The sequence below is a fragment of the Phaeovulum sp. genome, assembly GCF_030684035.1.
Taxonomy (GTDB): domain Bacteria; phylum Pseudomonadota; class Alphaproteobacteria; order Rhodobacterales; family Rhodobacteraceae; genus UBA6213.
Window position 1 is genome coordinate 44,240 of record NZ_JAUXPI010000062.1, and the last position, 14,553, is coordinate 58,792.

At 67.7% G+C, this 14,553-nt stretch carries 14 protein-coding genes; 3 read left to right on the plus strand and 11 right to left on the minus strand.

Annotated elements, in window-relative coordinates; all coding sequences use genetic code 11:
- Positions 1-120 precede the first annotated feature (120 nt).
- Together Q8J98_RS14140 and Q8J98_RS14145 are read right to left on the minus strand one after the other, a co-directional pair.
- On the minus strand, positions 121-792 hold the full coding sequence (locus tag Q8J98_RS14140; protein WP_305294937.1) for a DUF4157 domain-containing protein: 672 nt from the start codon (positions 790-792) through the stop codon (positions 121-123).
- The gene (locus tag Q8J98_RS14145) at positions 789-1,775 is read right to left on the minus strand and encodes a D-glycerate dehydrogenase (RefSeq protein ID WP_305294938.1); all 987 of its coding nucleotides are present in this window, start codon (positions 1,773-1,775) and stop codon (positions 789-791) included. Before Q8J98_RS14145 ends, Q8J98_RS14140 begins: the two co-directional genes overlap by 4 nt.
- Positions 1,776-1,912: 137 nt before the next feature.
- On the opposite strand from Q8J98_RS14145, the gene Q8J98_RS14150 reads away from it, so the two are divergent.
- A complete protein-coding gene (locus tag Q8J98_RS14150) occupies positions 1,913-2,449 on the plus strand; it encodes an SH3 domain-containing protein (RefSeq protein ID WP_305294939.1) in 537 nt (178 codons plus the stop codon).
- Between the two features lie 105 nt (positions 2,450-2,554).
- Positions 2,555-3,436, plus strand: a complete 882-nt coding sequence (locus tag Q8J98_RS14155; RefSeq protein WP_305294940.1) for a cation diffusion facilitator family transporter — start codon at positions 2,555-2,557, stop codon at positions 3,434-3,436.
- Between the two features lie 284 nt (positions 3,437-3,720).
- Here Q8J98_RS14155 and Q8J98_RS14160 read toward each other — a convergent pair whose 3' ends face one another.
- The 4 genes from Q8J98_RS14160 to Q8J98_RS14175 are packed head-to-tail and all read right to left on the minus strand — an operon-like array spanning position 3,721 to position 7,121.
- Positions 3,721-4,773: a molybdopterin-synthase adenylyltransferase MoeB gene (locus Q8J98_RS14160; protein WP_305294941.1), complete on the minus strand. Its 1,053-nt coding sequence runs from the start codon at positions 4,771-4,773 to the stop codon at positions 3,721-3,723.
- Between the two features lie 12 nt (positions 4,774-4,785).
- Positions 4,786-5,250 carry a dUTP diphosphatase gene (gene dut / locus Q8J98_RS14165; protein WP_305294942.1) on the minus strand — a complete coding sequence of 155 codons (465 nt, stop codon included), beginning with the start codon at positions 5,248-5,250 and terminating at the stop codon, positions 4,786-4,788.
- 2 nt (positions 5,251-5,252) lie between these two features.
- The gene (locus Q8J98_RS14170; protein ID WP_305294943.1) at positions 5,253-5,948 is read right to left on the minus strand and encodes a phosphoribosyltransferase; all 696 of its coding nucleotides are present in this window, start codon (positions 5,946-5,948) and stop codon (positions 5,253-5,255) included.
- Between the two features lie 3 nt (positions 5,949-5,951).
- Positions 5,952-7,121 carry a nucleoside hydrolase gene (locus tag Q8J98_RS14175; RefSeq protein ID WP_305294944.1) on the minus strand — a complete coding sequence of 390 codons (1,170 nt, stop codon included), beginning with the start codon at positions 7,119-7,121 and terminating at the stop codon, positions 5,952-5,954.
- Positions 7,122-7,201: 80 nt separating this feature from the next.
- Here Q8J98_RS14175 and Q8J98_RS14180 point away from each other — a divergent pair, with 80 nt between their 5' ends.
- Positions 7,202-9,064 (plus strand): adenine deaminase, encoded by a 1,863-nt coding sequence (locus Q8J98_RS14180; RefSeq protein WP_305294945.1) that lies wholly within the window; start codon positions 7,202-7,204, stop codon positions 9,062-9,064.
- Between the two features lie 43 nt (positions 9,065-9,107).
- Here Q8J98_RS14180 and Q8J98_RS14185 read toward each other — a convergent pair whose 3' ends face one another.
- Genes Q8J98_RS14185 through Q8J98_RS14205 form a run of 5 tightly spaced genes read right to left on the minus strand, consistent with a single transcriptional unit; the run spans position 9,108 to position 14,498 of the window.
- The gene (locus tag Q8J98_RS14185; RefSeq protein ID WP_305294946.1) at positions 9,108-10,490 is read right to left on the minus strand and encodes a dipeptidase; all 1,383 of its coding nucleotides are present in this window, start codon (positions 10,488-10,490) and stop codon (positions 9,108-9,110) included.
- The gene (locus Q8J98_RS14190; RefSeq protein WP_305294947.1) at positions 10,487-11,818 is read right to left on the minus strand and encodes an amidohydrolase; all 1,332 of its coding nucleotides are present in this window, start codon (positions 11,816-11,818) and stop codon (positions 10,487-10,489) included. Before Q8J98_RS14190 ends, Q8J98_RS14185 begins: the two co-directional genes overlap by 4 nt.
- Complete coding sequence (locus Q8J98_RS14195) at positions 11,818-12,876, minus strand: ABC transporter ATP-binding protein (RefSeq protein ID WP_305294948.1); 1,059 nt, start codon at positions 12,874-12,876, stop codon at positions 11,818-11,820. Before Q8J98_RS14195 ends, Q8J98_RS14190 begins: the two co-directional genes overlap by 1 nt.
- Before the next feature lie 6 nt (positions 12,877-12,882).
- Positions 12,883-13,671, minus strand: coding sequence for an ABC transporter permease (locus tag Q8J98_RS14200; protein WP_305294949.1), 789 nt, complete (start codon positions 13,669-13,671; stop codon positions 12,883-12,885).
- Positions 13,671-14,498, minus strand: a complete 828-nt coding sequence (locus tag Q8J98_RS14205) for an ABC transporter permease (RefSeq protein WP_305294950.1) — start codon at positions 14,496-14,498, stop codon at positions 13,671-13,673. The genes Q8J98_RS14200 and Q8J98_RS14205 overlap by 1 nt, the downstream gene beginning before the upstream one ends.
- Positions 14,499-14,553 lie beyond the last annotated feature (55 nt).

Sequence of the window (14,553 nt, forward strand, 5' to 3'; positions counted from 1 at the left end):
CTCCTTGCGCAACCTTGCAGCCGCACTTTGCCGCAAGCTGCCCGCGCTGGGTAGAACCAGCCGACCCCTGATCGCCCGAAAGCGACGTTGCGACGCAGGGCCGAGACCTAGCCCTCGGCCTCAGCGCGCGGCGGCAAGCCCGGCCAGGAACCGGTCCACCGGCAACACCGGGCGCAGCAGCGCCGCAAGCTCCGCAAGCTTGGGGTCACGCCGGTCGAAAAACGCGTAGCAGGCGAAATCCTCGATGATTGCAGCCTGTTGCTCGAAGCCGAAGCGGAGAAACGCCCGCCCCTCCTCAGTGAGCCACCAGTAGGGGTCAACCCGCGCCACGCTCTCGCCCGCTGCCCGACCTGCCGAATAGCCGGTCTGCGCCCGGTTCTGCCATTGCCAGACATGCACAAGCTCGTGCATCAGCAACAGCGAGGCCGGCAGCGGCAGCGACCTTGGGTAGCCGCGCGCGGCATCGGGCGCGTAGTAGCGCGGGTTGAAATAGATCCGGTTGCCAAGCGTGAAGGCGGCGGGCCACGCCAGCACGCGCCGCGGCGATTGCTGGCGCAGGCAGGGGTTTTCCGGCGGCTGGCGCGGCGATGCGGGCAGAGCGGCTTCATCCGGCTGCGGCAAGGGCGCAAGCCCCACCCCCGCAAGCACCCGCACCGCCCCGGGATCAAGCGATGCGCCAAAGAGCGCCCGCGCCACCTCGGTTTCGGCGGGCGTCAACCCGCGCGCGCAGGCAGCAACGAGCACGAGCGAGGCCAGCGCGATGCGCCAGCTTCTTCCGAAGCTCCGGCTCACAGCGTCCCCGGCACCACGAGGTCCGGCGGGCGGTGGCCATCGGCAAAGGTCTTGATGTTGACAATCACCTTCTCGCCCATCTCGATGCGGCCTTCCAGCGTTGCCGACCCCATATGCGGCAACAGCACCACATTGGCGAGTTCGCGCAGGCGCGGGTTGATCTCGTGACCATGCTCGAACACGTCAAGCCCGGCCCCGGCAATCTCGCCCGACCGCAACATCCGGGTCAGCGCGTTCTCGTCAATCACCTCGCCGCGCGAGGTGTTGACGATCACTGCCGTGGGTTTCATCAGCTTCAGCCGCCGCGCGTTCATCAGATGGAAGGTCGAAGGCGTGTGCGGGCAGTTGACCGAGAGAATGTCCATCCGCGCCACCATCTGGTCGAGGCTGTCCCAATAGGTCGCCTCCAGTTCCGCCTCGATCTCGGGGCGCAGCCGCTTGCGGTTGTGGTAATGCACCTGCATGCCGAAGGCGCGGGCGCGCCGCGCCACCGCCTGCCCGATCCGCCCCATGCCCAGAATGCCCAGCCGCTTGCCGCCCACCCGCGTGCCCATGAATGCGGTGGGCGACCAGCCCTGCCAATCCCCGGCCTGCATCACCGCCAGACCTTCGGGCATGCGCCGCATGACGGCAAGGATCAACGCCAGCACCATGTCGGCAGTGTCATCGGTCATCACCCCGGGGGTGTTGGAAATCAGCACCCCGCGCTGGCGCGCCGAGGTGATGTCGATATGGTCCACCCCGGCCCCATAATTGGCGATCAGCTTGAGCTTCTGCCCGGCCTGCGCCAGCATCGCGGCATCGATATGGTCGGTGATGCAGGGCACCAGCACATCGGCCCGCCGCATCGCCGCGCTCAGTTCCTCGCGGTCCATGCGGGTATCGGTTTCGCGCAACTCGACATCGAACAATTCCTTCATCCGGGTCTCGACAACCTCGGGCAACCGTCGCGTCACGACAACACTCAGCCGCGGTGCAGGCATGACGACCCTCCTCTTGCTATGCAAATCCTTGCCCTTGGTGCAAAGTGACGCGCAAAGGGGCAAGGCACAAGGCCCCGCGCGCGCGGCAAAACGGGCGAAGCGCAACATCGAGCGAGGCGACGGGCAGTTTGCGGAGAATGACCATGGCGAAAGGTTACTTCGGCGCGGCGGCGCTGGCGTTGTGCTGCGCGTTGCCGCCAGCACCGGCGGTGGCGCAGGAGGCCGCGCCCATCGCAGCCGCAGCCTCGCGTGGCCCGGTAACCAACCTGCCGCTGCCGCGCTATGTCTCGCTCAAGAGTTCCGAAGGCAACGCCAGGCGCGGCCCGTCGCTGTCGCATCGCATCGACTGGGTGTTTCGCCATAACGGCATGCCGCTGCGGGTGACCGCCGAATACGGCAACTGGCGCCGCGTCGAAGACCGCGAAGGCGCGGGCGGCTGGGTGCATTACGCGCTTCTCTCGGGCGTGCGGACCGTCATCATCACCCCCGATGCCGCCGATCTGCATGCCCGTCCCGATGTCACAGCAACGGTTCTGGCAAGGGCAGAGGCCGGGGCGCAGGCGCGGCTGGGCGCATGCCTGCCAGACTGGTGCCGCGTCGCGGCACCCGGGGCGCAAGGCTGGGTGCCGAAGTCCGCGATCTGGGGGGTGGACGCGGACGAGCTGCGCGAATAGCGGCGATCCGGCTCTGGCCAAATCCCGCGCCGCAGCCTATGGGGTGGCGCGACGCGCGAGCGCGCGGTCGGCGCGATTCAGGCACCCGGTTGGGCGGAGGGGCAGATGGCAGTGAAAACGCACAGGCTGCTCAACCTTTCCTCGGGTCTGGCATCGGTTTCGGTGGCGCTCACCCTTGTCGGGCTGAAACTCTGGGCACTCGGCCAGACCGGCTCGCTTGCCATCGCCGCCTCGCTCACCGATTCCGCCATGGATCTGCTGGTCTCGCTCGGCGGTCTGGTCGCCATCATCTACGCATCGCGCCCCCCCGATGATGACCACGCCTTTGGCCATAGTTCGGCCGAAGACCTTGCAGCACTAGCACAATCGCTGATCATTCTCGTCTCGGCCTCGGCAATCGGCTGGGTGGCGGCAACCCGGCTCCTGTCGCCAGATCCCGCGCCGCTCGCCGCCGAAGCCCGCGGTATCGCGGTCATGCTCGCCTCGGTAGTGCTGACTGCGGCACTTGTCGGCTGGCAGCGCCATGTCGCGCGGCGCACCGGCAACCGCGTCGTGGCCGCCGATTCGCTGCACTATATCGGCGACCTCTTGCCAACGCTTGGCGCCATCCTGGCGCTTGCCGTTTCGGCGCGCTGGGGTCTTGGCGGTATCGACAGCATCATTGCCCTCGCCGCCGCGCTCTACATGGCCTATGGCGCGCTGCGCATCGGCAGTGCGGCATGGGATGCGCTGATGGACCGCACCGCCGACCCGGCGCTGGTCGATGGCATCGCCGCCATTGCCCGCAACTGGCCCGGTGTGCGCGGCTTTCACGACCTCAAGACCCGCACCGCCGGCAGCCGGATTTTCGTCCACCTCCACATCGAGCTTGATGGCGGGCAGTCCTTGCGTGAAGCCCATGCAATCAGCGCCGCACTGAAGCGGCAGATCCTCATCAGCTACCCGCAGGCCGATGTCATCATCCATCAGGATGTGGCAGCGGGCTAGCCCTCCGACATGCCCCGGATCGGTACTCCCGACCGAGGCAGGCCCGCCCGGCCGATGGCACGCAGGGCCAGACCGGAACAGCGCAAGCGGGTACCCCGACATCGCACCTGCTTCAGGCCAAATATCCCCGCCGGAGGCACCTTCCGCTGCCCGCAGCGCTCTTGCCGCCCACTGCCGAGAGGCGACAAGGGCGGGACCCCGCCAATCAGAACGGACCGCGCCAGCGGTTTCCGACCTCAGCAAAGACACGACCCGGCCACCGGTATCGCCCGACCGCCGCGGGTTCAGGTGTCTGCTGCGTCTCCGCCGCCCCGCCCCGCGCCGCACTGCGGGCAATCGGGGTTCCGGGCGACCGCGATCACCCGGCTTTCGCCCCAGAGCGCGTCATGAAGGACCAGCCGCCCGCGCAGGCTCTGCCCCGCGCCGGTGATCTCCTTGATCGCCTCGGTCGCCATCATCGCCCCCACCACCCCCGGCAAGGCACCCATCACCCCGGCCTCGGCACAGGCGGGTGCAAGACCGGCGGCGGGGGCCTCGGGAAAGACGCAGGCATAGCAGGGCGCGCCGCGGGCGGGGTCATAAAGGCTCAACTGCCCCTCCCACTGGGTGATCGCGCCGGAAAGCAGCGGCTTGCGCGCCGCAATGCAGGCGGTGTTCAGCAGATATCGGGTGGCGAAATTGTCCGAGCCATCAAGGATCAGGTCATACTCGGCCACCAGCCCTGCCACGTTCCCGGCGCTCACCCGCAGCGGATGCAGCCGCAGCTCGATGAAGGGGTTGAGCGCCTTCAGCGCAATCTCTGCCGAACGCACCTTTTCCATGCCGATCCGCGCATCGGTATGGATCACCTGCCGCTGCAGGTTCGAATTCGAGACGCGGTCATCATCGGCCACGCCGATCATGCCCACCCCTGCCGCCGCGAGGTAGAGCAGCACCGGAGAGCCAAGCCCCCCCGCCCCCACCACCAGCACCCGCGCCGCCTTGAGCCGCGCCTGACCTGGCCCGCCGATCTCGCGCAGCACGATATGGCGCGCATAGCGCTCCAGTTCCGTGGCGGAAAACCCGCCCGCCGCAGGCGCGGGCGCGGGCCTTGCCCGCGCCTTCAGCCACAAGAGGGCCGCGCGATAGCCCAGCACCAGCGCCACCGCGCCGCCAAGCACCAGCCAGCCCGCCAGACTGCCGCCGATCCGGGCCAGAAGCGGATTGCCCGGTGCCAGCACCAGATGCGCCAGCACCACCGCCAGCCACAGCCCCGCCAGAAGCCCGCCAATGCGGCGCGCCGAAAACCGCAGCACCAGCCCGAATGCGACAAGCGCGATCGCCAGCAGCAGCACCATGCCCTTCTCCCCTCAACCCGTCCCGGTCGAGCCAAAACCGCCCGCGCCGCGCGCGGTTTCAGCCAATGCCCCGACCACGTCGAAACCCGCCTGCACCACCGCCGCCACCACCATTTGCGCGATCCGCGCGCCATGGCCAACCACAAACGGCTCCGCCCCGAGATTGACCAGAATCACCCCCAGCGGCCCGCGATAATCGCTGTCGATGGTGCCGGGGGCGTTGGCAAGCGTGACCCCGTGTTTCAGCGCCAGCCCCGAACGCGGGCGCAGTTGCACCTCGTAGCCTTCCGGTATGGCAAGGCGCAGCCCGGTCGGCACCAGCAGGCGCTGCATCGGTTCCAGCCGCAGGCCCGCGGCGCGCACGGCCTCGGGCAGGTTGGCGCGCAGGTCGGCCCCCGCCGCGCCCGCCGTTTCATAACCGGGCAGCGGCACTGCCGCATCGGCCCAAGCCTCTCGCATGACTGCTATTCTTGCCATCCTCATCCCTCCACCGCGCGCCAGTGCCCGTCCGCGCCAAGCGCGAGCCGGGGCGTTGTCATTGCGCCGCGCACCGCAAGCAGCGGCATGGGCGAGGCGGCCACCGCCGCGCGCCAGCCCTCGCCTTGCAGCATCGCGAAGGCCGCCACTTCGGGCACGATCCCGGCCCGCGCCAGAAGCCGCAGCACCGCCGCCAAAGTCCGCCCAGAGCTTGCCACATCATCCACCAACGCCACCCGGCGGCCCGCAAAAAGCGGCAGCATTCGTGGGTCAAGATAGACCCGCTTTGCCTGATCGGGGCTGGTGATCGAGGTCATCGGCTCGCTCAGGGCCTCGTCATACCAGAACTTGCGCGAGGTGCCCAAGGCCACCATCCGGGCGTGGCCAAGCGCCCGCGCCACGCCTGCGGCTAGGGTCAGACCAAGCGTCGGAACACCCACCACCACTTCGGGGTCGAACCGGCGCAACGCCTCGGCCATCGCCGCCACCAGCGCCGCCTCGACCGCGAAGCTCGCCTGATTGACGATCAGCGAAGCCACCGCCTGCTGCCCGTCGCCCGGCAGCACCCGAATCGGCAGCGCGATCTGGCGGCCATCGGGCAGGGTTCCGGGAAAGACCCTGTCCCAGCCGCCCGCGACCGGGGCGAAATGGCCCGGAGGGTAGAGTTCCTGCCAGAAACCATGCGGATGCTCGATCATCGCCTACTGCCCACCAAGCCGGGCGGCAAGCAGCGCCAGTGCCGCCGCGCCATCGACCCGCAGCGCCACCTGCACCGGCGGGGCGGCCGGGTCGGGGGTCAGCGTGCCCGCGTCGCGGCTTTGCGCCAGATCGACCGCAAGGCCCATCGGGGTGCAGCCGAAAAGCTCTGGCCGCTCGGCCAGCAGCATCACGCAGGGGTCATGCAACGGGCGACTTGTGGCCAGCAGCATCGCGGCTTGATCCACCTCATGGCGCGGCACCCTGCCCGCCCCGATACTGCCCACCGAAGGAGGTGCGTCATGGCTGAAAGAACCATCCGCGTGCAAAACGAGTTCGGCCTGCTGTGGTTTGCGGGCTGGCTGTTCACCCTCGGCTACCTTGGGCTGGGGTTCTGGAAGGGGGTCCTCGCGCTTGTCGTCTGGCCCTACTTCATCGGCGTCGCGCTGACCGCCGCCGGGGCGGGGTGAAGGCGGCAGCGAAACCGTGGTGCTTTCGAAATAGGCCTGAATGAGCGCCGCCACCGCCACCGCCGCCTTGGTTCCCGAAGCCCGCAATCCGTCGAGATAGGCTGCATCGGCGCGCACCTGCCGCGTCGCGTCCAGCGGAATGAGCCAGATCGGCAGCCCGGCACCAAGCACGATTGCTGCCGCCTCGGGGTCGGCGGCGATGTTGAACTCGGCCCGCGGCCCCACATTGCCCGCCTCGTAAATCACCCCGCCCATGGCGATCAGGCGGCAGATGCGCGCCGCCGCCGCCGGGTGATCGGTCACCAGCCGTGCGAGGTTGGTCAGCGGCCCGAGCGCCAGCACATCGATGCTGGCGGCAGGTTCGCGCATGAGCAGCGCCGCCAGCCATTCGACCGCGCCCTGCCCCGCTGGTTGCAGCGGATCGGGAAAGCGCACCCCGCCCAGGCCGTCGTTGCCGTGGATTTCGGAGCTGTCGAACCCCTTGCGCGCCAGCGGTTCCGATGCCCCCGCCACCACCGGCACATCCGCCCGGCCGATCAGCGCCAGAAGCCTTCCGGCGTTGCGGGTGGTGGTGGCAATGCCGATATTGCCCGCCACCGTGGTAATGCCCAGCACCTCGAAGGCGGGCGATGAGAGCGCGTAGAGAATTGCCACCGCATCATCAATGCCCGGATCGGTGTCGATCACCGCGCGTATGATTGCCATGCCTGCGCCCCCTTGCCTCTCCCTCCCCTTTCATAGTGAATCGGCACGCAGCCACAAGAGAGGGGTGCAAGGGAGCCATGATGACCGACCTGCCCGACGATCTCATTCTCGATGCCACCGATGAGGTGGTGCTGCGCCAGGATCTGGTGCAGGTGGCGCTGGGGCGGCGGCAGGCAGACCGCATCCTGCGGGTTGGGCGCATGCTTGATGTCGGCAGCGGCACCTGGGCGGACGATGTCGAAATCGTCATCCGTGGCCGCCGCATCGCCTTTGTCGGGCCGCGCGGCAGCTACACCGGCAGCGCCGCCGAGGTGGTGGAGCGGCCCGGCCTTGCCGCCGTGCCGGGTTTTGGCGAGGTCCACAAGCACATCGAAAGCTCGCATCTCACGCCCGAACATGAGGCCGCACTGGTGCTGCCGCGCGGCTGCACCTGGACCTGCGAGGCGAGCCACGAGTTTTCCAACGTCAACGGCGCGCGCAATCTGGAATTCTGGCTGATGGCGCGGGCGGCGGGGAGCCCGGCGAAAATCTTTCCGCTGCCCGGCTCGGCGGTGCCGCCGACCGCCTACGAGGGCGGCGGCGGCTGGTTCGGCGCTGCCGAGCAGGCGGAATTCATGGCACACCCGATGGTCGCGGGCCTCGATGAGGTGATGGATTGGCCGGCGCTGACGCGCCCCGAAAACCCCTCGCATGGGCGGCTTTGGGGCATGATCGGGGCCACGCTGGCGGCGCGCGGCGTGGTCGAGGGCCACGGCGCGGGGCTGCGCGATCTGCCCGCAATCAACGCCTTTGCCGCGGCGGGGCTTGCCTCGGACCACGAAGCCTGGACGGCCGAGGAAGCGTGGGACAAGCTTACCCATGGCATCTTCCTGCAAATCCGCGCGCATTCGATGCCCGAGATCCTCAAGGGCCTCATGGCGCGCGGTCTGCGGGACTGGAGCCAGGTCGCCTTCGCCACCGACGACCGCCCGGCGCAAGATACGCTCGCGATCGGTGCCACCGACCATAACCTGCGGCTGGCGATTGCCAACGGCCTTGCGCCCGAGGCCGCAATTCAATGCGTGACGCTCAACCCCGCGCGGCACATGCGGCTGACGCCATGGGTGGGCAGCATTGCGCCCGGTCGTTATGCCGACATCGTGCTTTTGTCCGACCTGGCTGCGGTAACAATTGCCGAAGTCTGGGCCGACGGGCGGCAGGCAAGCGAAGGCAGCCGCTACATCGGCCCCCTGCCGCGGATCACCTGGCCGGAATGGGCAACCCGCACGGTGAACCTGCCGCGCCCGCTAGAGGCCGCGGATTTCGCCATTGCCGCCGCACCGGGCCGCGCCAGCATGCAGGCGGCGGTGCTGCGCCCGTTCCACTGGACGGCCGATTTCCTGACCGAGGAACTGCCCGTATTGGGCGGCGAGGTGCAGCGCGACCCCGCCCGCGCGATCACCAAATTCGCTGTGGTGGACCGCTATTCAGGAAAATGTGGCGTCGCGCGGATGTTCTGGCGCGGCTGCGGCCCGGCCACGCCCGACACCGCTCTTGCCTGCTCGGTGGCGCATGACCAGCACAACATCTGGGTGGTGGGGTCTTCCGACGCGGCGATGGCGCTGGCGGTGAACCGGATCCGCGAAAATCAGGGTGGCTGGGCGCTGGCCTCGGACGGGCGCATTCTGGCCGACCTCGCCTATGAGGTCGGCGGGTTGATGAGCGCGCGGCCCGCCGAGGCGGTGGCAGCGGGTTACGCGGCGCTTGAGGCGGCGGCGGCGCGGATCGACTGGCTTTATGAGCCAAGCTTCAGCCCGCGCTGGTTCCCCGGTTTTCCGCACCGTCTGCAATTCGCCACGCTGACCTGTGCGCCCTGGGCCTGGGTGCTGGTCGCACCCACGGCGGCAGTCCCCGAGGGGTTGGTGAACGTGCAGACGGGGGCAAGCCATAAGGTGGTGTGGTAGCGCATGGGCCTTGCCCGGCACCAAGGCAGCGGGCAAGACCACCCTACCCCGCAAACGCCGCCAGTATCCTCACCCAGCTTCGGATACCGTGGTGAAACGAGCTCAGATCGTATTTCTCGTTCGGCGCATGCACCCGGTTGTCAAAGCGCCCGAACCCCACCAGCAGCGCATCCATGCCCAGCCGGTCGCGAAACGCATTGAGAATCGGGATCGAACCGCCGGTTCCCGCCACCGCCGCCTCGCGGCCCCATTCTTCGCCCAGCGCAACCAGCGCCTTGCGCAGCAAGACCCCGTCAAGCGGCATCACCGTGGCGGGGCTGCCGCCGTGCGGGGTAAAGCGCACCGTGCAATCGGCGGGCAGGTGTGCGCGCACATGGGCGCGAAAGGCGGCGCGCACCGCCTCGGGGTCTTGCCCGGCCACCAGCCGGAAGGAAACCTTGGCATGTGCCTTGGCCGGGATCACGGTCTTGAAGCCCTCGCCGGTGAAGCCGCCCCAGACCCCGTGCACCTCGAACGAAGGCCGCGCCCAGCATTGCTCAAGCACCGATCGGCCCGCTTCGCCCGCAGGGACGCTCAGGCCCACGTCACCCAGAAACCCCGCCGCGTCAAACGGCAGCCGCGCCCATTGCGCCGCGACCTCGCCCGGCAACTCCCGCACCCCGTCATAAAACCCCGAAAGCGCAACCGACCCGTCGGCGGCGCGCAAGCTGGCCAGCACCTCCGCCAGCACTTGCAAGGCATTGCGTGCGGCGTTGCCGAAAATGCCCGAATGCAGATCGCGATTGGCGGCGGTGATCTCGATTTCCTCACCCACGAGGCCGCGCATCATGGTGGTGATCGCGGGGATATCGCGGTCCCACATGTCGGTATCGCAAACCAGCACCACATCGGCCCGAAGTTCCTCGGCCGCCTCTGCCAGAAACGGCGCGAGCGAGGGTGACGAGATTTCCTCTTCGCCCTCGAACAGCATCGAAACCCGGATCGGCAGGCCGCCGGTAACCGCCTTCCAGGCCCGACAGGCCTCGATGAAGGTCAGAAGCTGGCCCTTGTCGTCAGAGGCCCCGCGCGCGGCTATCCATGTATCGCCATCGGGGCGCGCGATCAGGGTCGGCTCGAAGGGCGGTGTCTGCCAAAGCTCCAGCGGGTCGGCGGGCTGCACATCGTAATGGCCGTAAAAGAGCACATGCGGGCCGGGGCCAGCCGCATGCGCCACCACCATCGGGTGCCGCGCGGTCGGGCGCACCGAGGCATCGAACCCGAGCGCTGCCAGTTCCGCCGCCAGCCATTCCGCCGCGCGGCGGCAATCTGCGGCATGCGCCGGGTCGGTTGAAACCGACGGAATGCGGATCAGATCAGCGAGCCGGTTGACCGAAGCATCAAGCCCGTCGGTTGCCGCCGCCAGCACCTTTTCAAGCAAGTCGTTCATTGGTTTTTCCGTTCCTTGTCTATGAGTTGCATCTCGGCCTTGAAGTGCGCCGCAAGCTGCAACACGTCGCGCAGTACCTTTCTGCGCTCAAGGCTCAGCACCTCGCGCCCCCGCATCAGCCACCGGCCCGCGACCATCACATCGCGCACATCGCTGGCCAGGCTGGCGAAAACAAGCGTCGAATACACGTCATAGACCGGCTGCTGGCGCGCCGCGCCAAGGCTGACCCGGATCAGATCTGCCTCCTTGCCCGGCTCAAGCGAACCGATCCGGGCAGCAAGCCCCAGCACCTTTGCCCCCTCGATGGTCGCCATCCGGATCACCTCGCGCGCGGGCATGCAGGCGCGGCTGTGGCCCAAGAGCTTCTGGAACATTGCCACCGGCGCAAATTGCGCGAACAAATCCAATGTGTTGCCGCTCATTGCTCCATCGGTGGCAATACCGACCGGCACGCCCGCCGCCCGCATCGCCTCCACCGGTGCGATCCCGCGCCCGGCCTTGGCGTTCGAGCGCGCGTTATGCGCAACGCCCACCCCTGCGGCGGCCATCTGCGCAATCTCATCAGGCGAGACGTGCAGGCAATGCGCCGCGATCAGCCCCGGCCGCAACAATCCCGCCCGCGCCACCACTTCGACCGGGCGGCAGCCATGCGTGCGGGCGGCCCAGTCCATTTCGCTGTCCATTTCAGCCAGATGGATCTGCACCGGCACGCCCGGGTTGGCCTCGGCAAAGCCCGCGACACGCGCCAGCACCGGAATGTCGGTCGAATAGGGCGCGTGCGGGGCGATGCTGGGGGTAATGCGCGCATGCCCCGAGAATTCCGCCACAAGCCGCTCGGCAAGCGCGAAACCCTCGTCGATGCTGGCGTGATCGGGCGGCGCGAAATTGGCGATGGTCTGGCCCACCACGCCGCGCAGACCCGCACGGTCGAGCACCCGGCCCACCTCGGTCTCGTGGTAATACATGTCGGCGATGGTGGTAACGCCGCCTTCGATGCTTTCGAAGGCGGCCAGCGCGGTGCCGACGGCGACCATTTCTGGGGTCACGAAGCGCCGTTCCAGCGGCAGGATGTAGCGCACCAGCCGGTCATCGACATCTTCGCCAAGGCCGCGAAAGAGCGCCATTGCCAAGTGGCAATGCGGGTTGACCATGCCGGGCATCACCACATCGCCGCCCGCGTCGATCACCTCGGCACCGGGCACAATCGGTGCCGGGCCGGCGCCAAGGGCCAGAATGCGGGTGCCCTCGATCTGCACCCAGCCGCCTGCAATCACCTCCATGCCTAGGGTGCAGGGCAGGAGGGTGGCGTTATGGATCAGCGTTGCCATTACTCGGGCGCGAGAATGCAGCACTGCGCCGCCAGCGGCTGCAACCGCGCCGCCGCCGCCGGCATCTGCGGCGCACCAAGCGGGCCTTGTGCGGTCAGCGGCCCCGCCGGGGTCGCGCAGAGATACTGATAGGCGCGCCCGAGATAGCTGCGCAAGCCCAGGGTGGCGGGCAACCCCGGTGCCTCCGGCGGCAACACCAGCAGCCCCTCGGCCCGCGCCCCAAGCACGAAAGCATCGGGAATGGCACCATATTCGGCCTGCGACAGCGAAAGCCGCGCGCCGCCTTCGGCCTCGGCCTCAACGCTCTCGCCCTCGCGGGCAACCACCCGCATCGGGATCAGGTTCTCGAACCCCACAAACCGCGCCACAAAGGCGTTTGCCGGGCGCTGATAAAGCGTCTCGGGCGTGTCGAACTGCATGATCCGCCCCGCCTGCATGATCGCCACCCGGTCCGAGATCGAAAACGCCTCTTCCTGATCGTGGGTGACGAAAACCGAGGTGGTGCCATTGGCGCGCTGCATCTGGCGGATTTCGGCGCGCATGCCGACCCGCAGCTTGGCGTCGAGGTTGGAAAGCGGCTCGTCGAACATCAGCAAGGGCGGCTCGATCACCAGCGCGCGCGCCAGCGCCACGCGCTGGCGCTGGCCGCCAGAAAGCGCGCCGGGCAGGCGGCTGGCCAGGTCGGTCAACTCGACCCGTTCCAGCATCGCCGCAACCCGTGCGGCCCTCTCGGCCCCGCCAATGCCGCGCTGCTTGAGCCCGAAGCCGACATTCTCTGCCACCGTCAGATGCGGAAAAAGCGCGTAGTTCTGAAACACCAGCCCGATGTTGCGCCGGTGCGCGGGAAGCCGCGTCAGGTCCTGATCGCCGAGGCGAATGCGCCCCGATGTCGGCTCCAGAAACCCCGCGATGAGCCGCAAGGTCGTGGTCTTGCCGCAGCCCGAGGCCCCAAGCAGCGAAACCAGTTCGCCCGCCGCGATCTGCAACGAGAAATCCTCGAGCACCTGCACCTTGCCGTAATGCGCCGAGAGGTCTTCAATGGTCAGCGGCTCTGTCATGTCAGCTCATTTCGCAAGAAAGGTCAGGCCCAGCGTCAGCTCGACCACCGCCATCACGCCCACGGTCAGGAGCATCAGCAGCACCGAGACGGAGGCGATGACGGGGTCGAAGAACTGCTCGACATGGGCAAGAATCTGGATCGGCAGGGTGGAAACGCCGGGGCCGGTGAGGAACAGCGACACCGAGACATCGTTGATCGAGGTGATGAAGGCGAGGATGAAGGCGGCGATCACCGCCGAGCGCACATTGGGCAGAACGATGGTGAAGAAGGTCTTGAGCGGCGGGCTGCCAAGCGAAACTGCCGCCTCTTCCATCGAGAAATCGAAGGCGGAAAGGCTGGCCGAGATCACCCGCACCGCATAGGGCAGTACGATCAGCGTATGGCCGATGACCAGCGTCGAGAACACCGGCAGATCGGCCGCCACCTGCACCGATTTCAGCAGCGAAAAGCCCAGCACGATCTCGGGCACCAGAATCGGCAGCACGAAGACGGTCGAAAGCCAGTGCGGCAACTGGATGCGAAAACGGTTGAGCGCATAGGCGGCGGGCAGGCCGATCAGCAGCGCGAACCCGGTGGCAAGGAAAGCGATCTGCAGGCTGGTCACGATGGTGCGCCGAAACGCCGCCATCTCGAAGACCTTCACGAACCAGCGCCCCGAAATGCCGCGCGGCGGAAAGGTGAGGAAGGTGGTATCCGATACCGCCGCCCCGAGGATGATGACCAAGGGCGCGACAAGAAAGAAAAAGACCACAACCGCGAAGGCGATCAGCAGGGGGTGCAGGGGTTGTTTCATCAGGTGCTCATCGGGTTCAGGCGGCGGGCGATGCGGGTCATGCCAAGCACCACGGCAACGGTGACCACCACCATGATCGCCGCCACGGTCGATGCCCCCTGCCAGTCAAAGGCCACCATCGCGCGCTGATAGAGAAGCGTGCCCATGACCATCTGCCGCTCGCCACCCAGAAGCTGCGGCGTGGCGTAAGAGGTGAACGAGCCGGTGAACACCAGCACCGCCCCGACGATCAGCCCGGGCACCGCCAGCGGAAACACCACCTGCCGGAAGGTCGCCGAAGGGGTTGCGCCAAGCGAGGCGGATGCTTGCAGCAAATCATCCGGAATCCCCTCAAGCACCCCCACAAGGGTCAGGATCATCAGCGGCACGAACAGATAGACCATCGCCACGATCACCGAACCCTCGGTGTAAAGCATGGTCAGCGGCTTTTCGGTAACCCCAAGCCACAGCAGGAAATTGTTCAGGATGCCGTTCTTGCCCAGAATGATGAGCCAGGCAAAGCTGCGCACCACCACCCCGGTCAGAAGCGGAAACACCGCCGCGATGATCAGGATGCTTTTCAACCGCCCCGGCGCGCGCGACACCACGAAAGCTGTCAGAAACCCGACAAAAAGCGCAATGACCGTGGTGATCGAAGCGATCTCGACGGTGCGCCACAATACCGCGCGGCGAAAGCTCGAGGTGAAGAAATCGACATAGGGCGCAAACGGCCCGCGCGGGTCGCCGAAGGTGGTGGCAATCGTCGCGGCGACCGGCACGATCAGCAGCAGCACCACCAAAAGCGTGGCCGGGGTGCTCATCAGCCAGCCTGCAAACCGCTTCAGCATCGGCAAGCGCCCTTTCTCCGGCCCGGCGGCTGCCGGGTGCAGGCGGAGCAGCCTT